The organism is Paraburkholderia sp. GAS448, assembly GCF_050435685.1.
Classification (GTDB): domain Bacteria; phylum Pseudomonadota; class Gammaproteobacteria; order Burkholderiales; family Burkholderiaceae; genus Paraburkholderia.
Window position 1 is genome coordinate 22081 of the sequence record NZ_JBNDKT010000003.1, and the last position, 11637, is coordinate 33717.

Below are 11637 nucleotides of genomic sequence, written 5' to 3' on the forward strand. Positions count from 1 at the left end.
GGGACGCATTTTCGCGGTGCCAGTCACTGTCTCGCAATGGATTGTTCTATGAGTGGAACGATGACATGAAGATCGATTCGCATAACCTGAACGACCTGATGTACTTTTCGCAGGTTGTCGAACACGGCGGTTTTTCGGCGGCGGAGCGCGTGCTCGGCATCTCGAAATCGCGTCTGTCGCGGCGCCTGACCGAACTCGAAGCGTCGCTCGGGGTGCGGTTGCTGCAACGTTCCACCCGCAAGCTCGCCCTCACCGAGGCCGGCCAGCTCTTCTACCAGCACTGTCAGGCGATGCTGTCGGAGGCGCAGGCGGCAGTGAATGTGGTCCAGCAACTGCGCTCGTCGCCGCGCGGCACGGTGCGCGTAAGCGTGCCCGTCACGATTTCGCAGACCCTGCTTTCGCAGATCCTGCCGGAGTTCATGCACCGGTTTCCGGAAGTGCGCGTCGTGATGCGTGTCACGAACCGCGTCGTCGATCTGTACGAGGATTCGATCGATGTCGCGCTGCGCGTGCGTTCGGATCCACCGGAGAGCGCAAACATTGTCGTGCGGCCGTTGTGGCGCACGCAGCAGATGCTGGTCGGCGCGCCGAGCCTGCTGAACCAGAATGCGCCGCCGTTGCAGCCGGGGGACCTGTCCCGCTTCGAGACGCTCGACACCCCGACCGGCGACGGTCGCCATGTCTTCAACCTGATTGCGCCCGATGGCACGCGTCACCTGCATGAACACGAGCCGCGTCTCGTCACCGCGGATCTGCTGACGGTGCGCGAAGCGGTGATGGCCGGCGTCGGGATCGCCGCGCTGCCGGAGATGATGTACGGCGCGGCCCTGCGTACCGGCCAGCTGTCGCCGGTCATGCCCGGCTGGACGCTGCCTTCGCCGCAGTTGTATGCGGTGTTCGTGTCGCGGCAGGGCATGGTGCCGGCGGTGCGTGCCTTCGTCGACTATCTCGTCGAAATGCTCGACGTCGACACGGGCAAGTACGTTGCAATGGAGTGTCCGGAGACTTCGTTAATCAATGCACTGCAGAAAGCCGAAGCGCTCTGATGTGCCGTGTCGGGACGCACGCATCGCTTTTGGCATTTAAGCGTGGGCGGTGATCGGTACTTTCAATGGCTGTTTGCTTGATTGCGCGCGCTGCCGGGCCTATATTGAAATCCCTTCGCTAAGGAGTCTCTTATGCGAAAACTCATGGCCGCTATCATAGTGAGCCTGATAGGGCTGACCGCGCTGTCCGTGTCGACCACGGCTGTCGCATGCGGTGATCAGGGTGTCCATTCTGATGGTACGTGATCCCGCCGCCCGAAGGCGCCGAGTGCGCACGAAAAAAGGCCTTCATCTGACGATGAGGGCCTTTTACTTTCTGCCGCGCTCCCACTATCCATGCAGTCCGTTGTAGCCCCTGAAAACAGGGGTTTCAGCGTCTCACCGTCAGTTGAGGCGAAAGCGGCGTTACTTCTTCGGCTCGGTCACGAAACCGATTTTCGTCAGACCACCGGCCTGGGCCGCCGACATCACCTCGGCGACCTTTTCATACGGCACCTTGCGGTCCGCGTTCAGGTGCAACTCAGGCTGAGGGCTCTGCTGCGCGGCCTCTGCGATCTTTGCGCGCAGGACGTCGTCGCTGACCGGCTGCTCGCCCCACAAAAAGGTGCCGTCTGCCTGAACCGAAACCGTCACCTGAGCCGGTTTGTTGTCTTCTTTCTGGCTACTGGCGTGCGGCAGGTCGATTTTCACCGCGTGACGAATCACGGGAATCGTGACCATGAAGACGATCAGCAGAACCAGCATGACGTCGACGAGCGGCGTCATGTTGATTTCGTTCATCAGGCCGTCGTCATGGTCGCCGGCGAAGGGGCTCATTGCCATTGGGATGCCTCGCTGATCAGTTGGCGCGCGTGGCGAGTCGCAGGCCGTCGCCGCGCTTGCTCGACGACAGGCGGGCGCCCGTCACGAAGAACGCGTGCAGACCGTGTGCGAAGCGGGAGAGCTTGCTGACGACCGCCTTGTTTGCACGCGTAAGCGCGTTATAGCCGAGCACGGCGGGGATGGCGGCGAAGAGACCGAACGCGGTCATGATCAGCGCCTCGCCGACCGGGCCGGCAACCTGGTCGATCGATGTCTGGCCGGTCGCGCCGATCGTCAGCAGTGCGTGATAGATGCCCCACACGGTGCCGAACAGCCCGACGAACGGAGCCGTGCTGCCGATCGACGCGAGAATCGCGAGGCCGCTCTGCATGCGCGCGACGCTCTCATCCATGGTGTCTTTCAGGCAGCGCGTTACCCAGTCCGACACGTCCATGCGGTCATGCAGATGAGGCTGCGTCTGATGATGGTGATCTGCGGCTTCCTGGCCCGACAGCGCGAGCGCGAGAAACGGGTTGTCCTGCGGCGTCGACGCGTGCGCGCCGAGCTTTCTGACGCCGTCGGCGAGATCGTCTGAATGCCAGAATGCCTGTTCCGCATTCTTCGTCAGGCGCTTCAGGCGCACGACGTTCCAGCTCTTGACGACGATAACCGTCCACGACAGCACCGACATGATCAACAGCACGAGCGCGATTCCGCGCGTCACGAAATCCCCTTGCGCCCAAACGTGGGCGATACCGTAATTTTGCATGGCTATTCCTTTTTCTGGAAACTGGATCGGTCGTTCAGTCAGTCGGTCAGGCCGAAGGTGAAAGGCTGGGTGTAGGTGACCTGTACCGGTTCGCCGTTTTCGACGTACGGCTTGCACGCGCTGTCGTGCATCGCGGCAACGGCTGCATCGTCGAGGCGGTTGTAGCCGCTGCTTTTCTTCAGTTCGATGCTTTCGATCTTGCCGGTCAGGCCGACCACAAAACGGACGTACGCTGTGCCCGTTTCGCCCCGGCGCTTCGACACCGCGGGGTAGTCAGGCGTGACGATACTGCAGTCGAGATGGGCGACGCTTTTCGGCGCGCTCAGCGCCATCGTCGGCTTCCCGACGGCAGGTGCTGCGGCGGCCGGCGCTGGGGCGGCCGGAGCGGGCGCTGGCGGCGCGGGCGGTGCAGGTTCAGGCGTGGCGATCTCGTGCTGCGACGGCGCGGCGGCTTCGGGAAGAGGCGTCGGCGCGGGCTTCGGCGTCGGGCGGGGTTGCACCTTGGGCTTGGTCTGCGGAACGGGCGGCACCGGTTTGGGCGGGGTCGGCGTCGACTGGATCGCCACGGGCGCGGCCACTGGCGCCGGACTTAGCAGTTCGGCGGTGATCGTGCGCGATTCGAGCGCACGCGGCACCGGTTCGTTGCGCGTGGCGAGCACCACCGCGAGTAGCGCCACATGGATCGCGACGACGGCGCCGGCCGCTGATGCGACCCGGAGATTCATTCGGACGGACTGCGCTGGCGGGAAGCCGGCTGGAACGGTAGGTGAGGCCTGCATGTTAGCGTGGACGACAGGCGGCAGACGTCCCGCCTATGCAGTGCGTCGGGCGAAACAACGTCATTTTCGGAAGATCAGCAGAGATATGCACAGCGTGGTCACAAAACCGATCAGCAATTCCATCTCGAACTCCTTAAAGGGGTGAGCGGTAGCTGGCTGGTGTGAGACTGGCTTGCTGACGGTGGTAGGTAAAGCGGCGGCGACGAGCGCGGCGAAAGCCGCGCTCCAGGATCAGGCAGCCTTGCGTTCGTAGAAGGTGAGCGGTATCGCTTGAGCGTGATGCTCGACACCACAACGGCTCGCGCAGACGCCGCTTTGCGCCATCACGTTGCGCACAGTCTCTTCGCATTTGCCGCAGCAGCTTGCGACGCCCAGTTCGAACTGGAGCTCATCGAACGAATCGATGCCCTCAGCGATGGACGCACGGATCTTGCGGTCGGAGACAGACTTGCATACGCAGACGATCATGATTTGGCGCGATGGCTAACGTTAATGCGAATTATTATCATTATGTTTGGGTGGTTTGGCAAGCCTCGTCTGCGGATTTTTGTAACAAAACTAGACCCTTGGGAGGGTTTCACGCTGCTGCAGCGTGGGGTCGTATCGGGTGATTTCGCGGCGAAGGGGGCCGGGCGGCCGGTTGGAGGGCCGTCCGGCGCGTATCCAGGGGCAGCCGGGGGGCGGGAGTATCTCCACCGCAGAGACGGCGCGTCAGACGGTGGCGCGTACGCCTGGATGGACGGCGCAGCCCCCCGCTGACGGGCCGCGTGGTTCAGGCGACATGGGCGACCAGCGTTGCGGTACGGCGCGACGGAATATTGACGCGCTCGACCGGCGCTTCGATCTGCAGCAGTGTCGATGCGACCTGCTGGAGGTGCGCGCCGTCTCCGGTGAAGCAGAAGCGCGGTAATGGGGCGGCATCCGCGCCGCCGGAGGCACGCAGCCCATTTTGATCCAGCACGCGCTCCAGCTGCCGCGCGACGGCGACACTGGTATCGATCAGCGTCAGCCGGTCACCGACGATCTCGCGAATCGTGGCGTCGAGGAACGGGTAATGGGTGCAACCGAGCACAAGCGTGTCGGCGCCAGCGTCCAGCATCGGCTGGAGGTAGCTTTCGAGCAGCTTGCGCAGTTCGGGCGAGCCGACGTCGCAGCGCTCGATGGCTTGCACGAGGCCGTGTCCGGGCTGACACAGAAACCGGCAGTCACCCGCGTAACGCTCCAGCAGGTCCTGAAAACGGGCGCTTCGAAGCGTGACCTGGGTTGCAAGCACGCCCGCGACGCGCGTGATCGACTGCGACGCAGCTGGCTTCACGCCCGGCTCGACGCCCACGAGCGGAATGGGCAGCCGCTCACGCACGAGCGCGATCGACTGCGCCGTCGCCGTATTACAGGCGACCACCAGCACCTTCGCACCTTGCGCGACGAGCCATTCGCCGATCGCCAGCGTCCGGTCGGCGATGAAGTCGTCATCGCGTTCGCCGTACGGCGCGTACGCCGAGTCCGCCACATAGATCAGCGATTCACCCGGCAGTTGCGCCCGCACCGCACGCAGCACCGAGAGTCCGCCCAGGCCGGAATCGAAGACGCCAACCGGCGATGCCGCGGCGGGCGCTCGCGTCTGCGCGTCCGAAGCCGTATGCGAAACGGGCGTTACGCCATCCGGTGCAGGATTGGCGGGCATGAGCGGGGAGGCGTCCAGCTGTGCAGTCATGAGCGTAATGGAAAGAGCGGAAAGGGCAGAAGGCGTACCCACGCCCGCGGCCGGCACGTCGACCCTGTCGGTCGTACCCGGCGCGGACGGATTCCGTGGATCAGGACTCAACCGAGCCCATGGCGGACTGCTGGTAATTCTGAATACCGACCTTGTCGATCAGATCCAATTGTGTTTCCAGCCAGTCGATGTGTTCTTCTGTGTCGTCGAGAATCTTCGTGAAGATTTCACGCGAGATGAAATCGCGAACCGATTCGCAATACACAATGGCTTCCTTGCAGGTGCCCTGCGAAATCTGTTCAAGCTTCAGATCGCATTCAAGAATCTCTTTCGTTTCTTCGCCAATCAGCAGCTTGTGCAGATCCTGCAGGTTCGGCAGGCCGTCGAGCATGAAAATCCGCTCGATCAGCCAGTCGGCGTGCTTCATCTCGCCGATCGATTCGTCGTATTCATGCTTGCCGAGCTTCTCGAGGCCCCAGTGCTTGTACATCCGCGCGTGCAGAAAGTACTGGTTGATCGCGGTCAACTCATTCTTCAATTGTGCATTCAGATATTCGATGACCTTCTTGTCGCCTTGCATGATCTTTTTCCTTGTAGGGCTCGGGATTTCTAATTTCATCAACAATAAACGCCTGAACCGAAAAAGCCAAGAACGCACGCGTTTTGCGGCATCCATTCTGCATTTGGTTCAGCGCTTCGTCGAATAATGAAAAAAGCCGGGACTGCGGGCCCCGGCTTTCACTCAACTCATCATGAAGCTCAGGCCGTCGCGACCGGAATCTTGCCGATCTTCGCCTGCCATTCCTTCGGGCCGGTCTGGTGGACCGACGTGCCGCTCGAATCGACCGCCACCGTCACCGGCATGTCCTGCACGTCGAATTCATAGATGGCTTCCATGCCGAGGTCTTCGAACGCCAGCACCTTCGCGCTGCGGATCGCCTTCGACACGAGATACGCCGCCCCGCCGACCGCCATCAGATAAGCCGCCTTGTGCTTCTTGATCGCCTCGATCGCGACCGGGCCGCGCTCGGCCTTGCCGATCATCGAAATCAGGCCGGTTTGCGCCAGCATCGTCTCGGTGAACTTGTCCATGCGGGTCGCGGTAGTCGGGCCTGCCGGACCGACAGCCTCGTCGCGCACCGGATCGACCGGGCCGACGTAGTAGATCACGCGGTTCGTGAAATCGACCGGCAGCTTTTCGCCCTTCGCGAGCATGTCGGCGATGCGCTTGTGCGCGGCGTCACGGCCCGTCAGCATCTTGCCCGACAGCAGCAGCGTCTGGCCCGGCGTCCACGATGCGACTTCTTCCGGCGTCAGCGTGTTCAGGTCGACGCGCTTGCTGGTTTCCGTGTTGGCAACCCATTGCACCTTCGGCCATGCGTCGAGCGACGGCGCCTCCAGTTTCGCCACGCCCGAGCCGTCGAGCGTGAAGTGTGCGTGACGCGTTGCCGCGCAGTTCGGAATGATCGCGATCGGCTTGGACGCGGCGTGCGTCGGGGCGGCCATGATCTTCACGTCGAGCACGGTCGCAAGACCGCCCAGGCCCTGTGCGCCGATGCCGAGCGCGTTCACCTTCTCATGCAGTTCGACGCGCAGTTCTTCGATCCAGTCCTGCGGGCCGCGCGCGATGACGTCCTGAATGTCGATCGGATCCATCAGGGATTCCTTCGCCATGACCATCGCCTTTTCCGCGGTGCCGCCGATGCCGATGCCGAGCATGCCCGGCGGGCACCAGCCGGCGCCCATCGTCGGCACGGTCTTCAGGATCCAGTCGACGATCGAATCCGACGGATTCAGCATCGCGAATTTCGACTTGTTTTCCGAGCCGCCGCCCTTGGCCGCGACCTGCACGTCGACCTTGTCGCCCGGCACGATCTCGTAGTGGATCACGGCCGGCGTGTTGTCCTTCGTGTTCTTGCGCGCGCCTTCCGGCGGGCTCACGATCGATGCGCGCAGCACGTTGTCCGGGTTCAGGTACCCGCGACGGACGCCTTCGTTGATCATGTCGGTGACGCCCATCGTCGCGCTGCCGTTTTCACTGGCCCAACGCACGTCCATGCCCACCTTCACGAACACGGTGACGATGCCGGTGTCCTGGCAGATCGGCCGATGGCCTTCCGCACACATCCGGCTGTTCGTCAGGATCTGCGCGATGGCATCCTTCGCGGCCGGGCTCTGTTCCAGCTCGTAGGCGCGGCCGAGGGCCTGGATGTAGTCGAGCGGGTGGTAGTAGCTGATGTACTGAAGCGAATCAGCAATGCTCTGAATCAGGTCTTCCTGTTTGATGACGGTCATGGCTAGCTCAGTGGGGACAAGTGGCGCTTTATTGGACTGATCGCGCGTTCTGGCGCGACCAGTCTTGCGCCTTCAAGGGGGAAAGCGGTTGCAATGTGTCTGGCTCGTGAAAGTCCCGCGGATGGGTATGCGTCGTCAGACGGTCGACCCACGCCATCACGAGCGCCGATACCAGGAACGCGAGGTGAATGATCACCTGCCACATCACAGCGTGCATCGTGTGCTGGTTGGGGTTGATGAAGGTTTTCAGCAGATGGATCGACGAAATGCTGATGAGCGCCATCGACAGCTTGACCTTCAGCACGCCCGCATTCACGTGGTCGAGCCATTCTGGTTCGTCCGGATGGCCCTCGACACCGAGCCGCGATACAAACGTTTCATACCCGCCGACGATCACCATGATCAGCAGGTTCGAGATCATCACCACGTCGATGAGGCCGAGCACGACGAGCATGGTGTTGGTCTCGTCGAGTGTCGTCGCCGCCGTGACGAGATGCCAGACTTCCTTCAGAAACAGGACGACATAGACGCCCTGGGCGACGATAAGACCGAGATAGAGCGGCACCTGCAGCCAGCGGCTCATGAAGATGACAGCCGGCAGCGGCTGCATGCGGCGACGTGGCGTGCGGGCGGAATCGTGGCGCGGAGCGGACATAGGCGATAACGGTGGCGTAGGCAGACGGCGCAAAAAGCGGGGACGCGAATCGGCTGAAGAAAGCTCGCGTCAGGCGCGCTATTGTACAGCGTCGCCCCGGATCGCCGTGCCGAACCGGACGGCGGGCGTTGTCGCGCCGGGCTCACACACTGTTGACGAGCATTTCCGCGAGCCGACGGCGCGCGGAGGGCGATGTTCCCTTGTGGAGATTCGCCGCGTCAGGAAGCGACCGGCGGAACGCGCCTTACCTTGAGACTCGCCAGGCCGATTCCCACGACGACGCACGCCAGCGCGACGCCGTGCGCGAGCGTCGGCCGTTCGCCGAGAAAGACGATGCCGTAGGCAGCTGCGGCCAGCGGAAGCACCGCGCTGAATACGCCGGCGAGACTGCCCGGCACGTGCCGGATGCCCTTCATCCACAGCCAGAACGAGAAGATGCTCGCGGACAGCCCATACCAGAGCACCAGAGACCAGACGCTGGGCGGCACGCTCGTGTAATCGAAATGCAGCAGCGCCACTGCGCCGAGCGGCAGCATCAGCAAGAGGCCGAACAGGTGCGTGTATGCGCAGATGTCGATGGGGGCGAGGGTCTGCGTGAGACGGCGCGACAGGATCACATACAGCGATTCGCAGCAGACGGCGCCAAGCACCATCAGGTTGCCGGGGAGCGAGCCTTCGATGGCGGCGCCCGCGGCCTGATCCGCGTGCGCCAGATTGATGACGACGACGCCGACGATCGCGAGCGCGATCGACGCAAGTGCCCGACCGTCCGGTCGTTCTTTAAGGAACAGCCATGAGAACAGTGCGACGACCGCGGGAATCGTGCTGGTAATCACGCCCGCGGCGACGGCGCTCGTGCGATGCACGCCGTTGAGCATGAGCAGCGTAAACCCGAATGTGCCGAAGAGCGCCTGTAGAAAAAGATTGAGCCATTCGCCCGATTTCACGCGACGCAGTTTCGAGACGCGCAGCAGCGGCCACAGGACCGCCATTGCGATCACGAAGCGGAGCAGGGCAAAGAGCGGAACGGGAACAAACGCGACGATCGATTTACCGATACCGACATTGCTGCCGACGAGTAGCATCGCGGCGATGAGGAACAGTGAATAGCGATTCAAGCTGGAATCCGGGCGGCTAGTTCAGTTAGCATTGTAAAAGCGCCTGCTTAATAGCGTAAAGGCGACCAGCTGCATCCATGAATGGCGTGGCGTATTCGCGGTCTCGCGTAAGTGCACGGTAAGTTCAAGCGCTTAATCTTTGCCGATGAAGTGATGGACGAACCGGTCGCAGGTAATCGCGGTGCCCATGGTCCGATGCGGCGTGTGCATCCGGCTGGTTCGTGGCGCAGGGTCATGGAGGCCCGGCGCGAGGGTCTGGAGACAATGCGTCGCATCGCGCGGCGCCACGACGACACGGCGCGTCACTGTGCCGGCACAGGTTTCGGGTTTCATCTTCACCAAGGGGTAGTCGATGTCTGCGATTGAATCGGTTCTTCAGGAACGCCGCGTTTTCCCGCCATCCGCTGAAATTTCGGCGCAGGCGTCGGTGTCCGGCATGGACGCGTACCGGGCGCTCGCCGCCGAAGCGGAACGCGATTTCGACGGCTTCTGGGCGCGTCTCGCACGCGAAACGCTCAGCTGGAACAAGCCTTTCACCAAGGTGCTCGATGAGTCCAAAGCGCCGTTCTACACGTGGTTCGAGGACGGCGAGCTGAACGCCTCGTACAACTGTCTCGACCGGCACGTCGAAGCGGGCCACGGCCAGCGCATCGCGGTGATCTTCGAAGCCGACGACGGCACCGTCACCAACGTCACCTATCAGGATCTGCTGCAGCGCGTGTCGCGCTTCGCCAATGCGCTGAAAAAGCGCGGCGTGAAGAAGGGCGATCGCGTCGTGATCTACATGCCGATGTCGGTTGAAGGCGTTGTCGCGATGCAGGCCTGCGCGCGGATCGGCGCGACGCATTCGGTCGTGTTCGGCGGCTTCTCGTCGAAGTCGCTGAACGAGCGGCTCGTCGACGTCGGCGCCGTGGCGCTCGTCACGTCCGATGAGCAGATGCGCGGCGGCAAGGCCTTGCCCCTCAAGAACATCGCCGACGAAGCCCTCGCGATGGGCGGTTGCGAAGCCGTCAAGAGCGTGATCGTGTACAGGCGCACCGGCGGCAAGATCGCATGGAACGAAGGGCGCGACCTGTGGATGCATGAAATCACCCAGGCCGAATCGGATCAATGCGCGCCCGAATGGGTCGGCGCCGAACATCCGCTCTTCATCCTCTACACGTCGGGCTCGACCGGCAAACCGAAGGGCGTGCAGCACAGCACCGGCGGCTACCTGCTGTGGGCCGCGCAGACGATGAAGTGGACCTTCGACTGGAAGCCCACTGACGTCTTCTGGTGTACCGCCGACATCGGCTGGATCACCGGTCACAGCTATATCGCTTACGGACCGCTCGCGCTCGGCGGCACGCAGGTCGTGTTCGAAGGCGTGCCGACGTATCCGAACGCCGGCCGCTTCTGGGACATGATCGCGAAGCACAAGGTCAGCGTGTTCTATACGGCGCCGACTGCGATCCGCTCGCTGATCAAGGCCGCCGAAGCCGATGTGAAAGTGCATCCGAAGAGCTACGACCTGTCGTCGTTGCGCGTGATCGGCACGGTCGGCGAGCCGATCAATCCGGAAGCGTGGATGTGGTACTACGAGCATGTCGGCGGCAAGCGTTGCCCGATCGTCGATACGTGGTGGCAGACCGAGACCGGCGGCCACATGATCACGCCGCTGCCGGGCGCCACGCCGCTCGTGCCGGGTTCGTGCACGCTGCCGCTGCCAGGCATCATGGCGGCGGTCGTCGATGAAACCGGTCAGGATGTGCCGAACGGGCAGGGCGGAATACTGGTGATGAAGCGTCCGTGGCCGGCGATGTTGCGCAATGTGTGGGGCGATCCGGACCGCTATCAGAAGAGCTACTTCCCCGAGGAACTGGGCGGCAAGCTCTACCTCGCAGGCGATGGCGCGGTGCGCGACAAGGACACCGGCTACTTCACGATCATGGGTCGCATCGACGACGTGCTCAACGTGTCCGGCCACCGGCTTGGCACGATGGAAATCGAGTCGGCGCTGGTGGCGAATCCGATCGTTGCGGAAGCGGCTGTTGTGGGCCGCCCTGACGACACGACCGGCGAAGCCGTCTGCGCGTTCGTGGTGTTGAAGCGCACGCGTCCGGAAGGCGACGAGGCCGCGAAGATCGCCAACGAACTGCGTGCGTGGGTCGGCAAGGAGATCGGTCCGATCGCAAAGCCGAAGGACATCCGCTTCGGCGACAACCTGCCGAAGACACGTTCCGGCAAGATCATGCGCCGCCTGCTGCGCTCGCTCGCAAAGGGCGAAGAGATCACGCAGGACGTGTCGACGCTCGAGAATCCGGCCATCCTCGACCAGCTCGGCGAATCGCTCTAAGCGTAGCGTTGTTGCAGATGGAAGGCGCGTCACAGGACGCGCCTTTTATTTTGCAGAGGTCGCAAACGTTTGACGAAGCGCCGCGATGACAATCCCGATTGCCTGCGCGGTGGCTTTTTGATACA

Annotated in this window: 11 protein-coding genes; 2 read left to right on the plus strand and 9 right to left on the minus strand. The window is 62.9% G+C overall.

Going from position 1 to position 11637, the window contains the following annotated elements; all coding sequences use genetic code 11:
* The first annotated feature begins 65 nt into the window (after positions 1-65).
* A complete protein-coding gene (locus tag P3T23_RS06570) occupies positions 66-1046 on the plus strand; it encodes a LysR family transcriptional regulator (protein ID WP_429315381.1) in 981 nt (326 codons plus the stop codon).
* A gap of 405 nt (positions 1047-1451) precedes the next feature.
* On the opposite strand, the gene P3T23_RS06575 is transcribed toward P3T23_RS06570, so the two are convergent.
* The 9 genes from P3T23_RS06575 to P3T23_RS06615 all read right to left on the minus strand — a co-directional run bounded on the left by P3T23_RS06575 (position 1452) and on the right by P3T23_RS06615 (position 9177).
* The gene (locus P3T23_RS06575) at positions 1452-1868 is read right to left on the minus strand and encodes an ExbD/TolR family protein (RefSeq protein WP_429315382.1); all 417 of its coding nucleotides are present in this window, start codon (positions 1866-1868) and stop codon (positions 1452-1454) included.
* A gap of 16 nt (positions 1869-1884) precedes the next feature.
* Positions 1885-2616 carry a MotA/TolQ/ExbB proton channel family protein gene (locus P3T23_RS06580; RefSeq protein ID WP_429315383.1) on the minus strand — a complete coding sequence of 244 codons (732 nt, stop codon included), beginning with the start codon at positions 2614-2616 and terminating at the stop codon, positions 1885-1887.
* Positions 2617-2654: 38 nt separating this feature from the next.
* Complete coding sequence (locus P3T23_RS06585) at positions 2655-3395, minus strand: TonB family protein (protein WP_429315384.1); 741 nt, start codon at positions 3393-3395, stop codon at positions 2655-2657.
* Positions 3396-3626: 231 nt separating this feature from the next.
* The gene (locus tag P3T23_RS06590; protein ID WP_429315385.1) at positions 3627-3863 is read right to left on the minus strand and encodes a (2Fe-2S)-binding protein; all 237 of its coding nucleotides are present in this window, start codon (positions 3861-3863) and stop codon (positions 3627-3629) included.
* A 304-nt stretch (positions 3864-4167) separates the two neighbouring features.
* Entirely contained in the window at positions 4168-5109 is a 942-nt protein-coding gene (gene murI, locus P3T23_RS06595) for a glutamate racemase (protein WP_429315386.1), read from the minus strand.
* Positions 5110-5209: 100 nt separating this feature from the next.
* Positions 5210-5689 carry a bacterioferritin gene (gene bfr / locus P3T23_RS06600; RefSeq protein ID WP_429315387.1) on the minus strand — a complete coding sequence of 160 codons (480 nt, stop codon included), beginning with the start codon at positions 5687-5689 and terminating at the stop codon, positions 5210-5212.
* A gap of 179 nt (positions 5690-5868) precedes the next feature.
* On the minus strand, positions 5869-7404 hold the full coding sequence (locus P3T23_RS06605; RefSeq protein ID WP_429315388.1) for a fumarate hydratase: 1536 nt from the start codon (positions 7402-7404) through the stop codon (positions 5869-5871).
* 28 nt (positions 7405-7432) lie between these two features.
* Positions 7433-8059 carry a TIGR00645 family protein gene (locus tag P3T23_RS06610; RefSeq protein ID WP_429315389.1) on the minus strand — a complete coding sequence of 209 codons (627 nt, stop codon included), beginning with the start codon at positions 8057-8059 and terminating at the stop codon, positions 7433-7435.
* A 218-nt stretch (positions 8060-8277) separates the two neighbouring features.
* Positions 8278-9177, minus strand: coding sequence for a DMT family transporter (locus P3T23_RS06615; protein WP_429315390.1), 900 nt, complete (start codon positions 9175-9177; stop codon positions 8278-8280).
* A 352-nt stretch (positions 9178-9529) separates the two neighbouring features.
* On the opposite strand from P3T23_RS06615, the gene acs reads away from it, so the two are divergent.
* On the plus strand, positions 9530-11512 hold the full coding sequence (gene acs, locus P3T23_RS06620; protein ID WP_429315391.1) for an acetate--CoA ligase: 1983 nt from the start codon (positions 9530-9532) through the stop codon (positions 11510-11512).
* Positions 11513-11637: the final 125 nt, after the last annotated feature.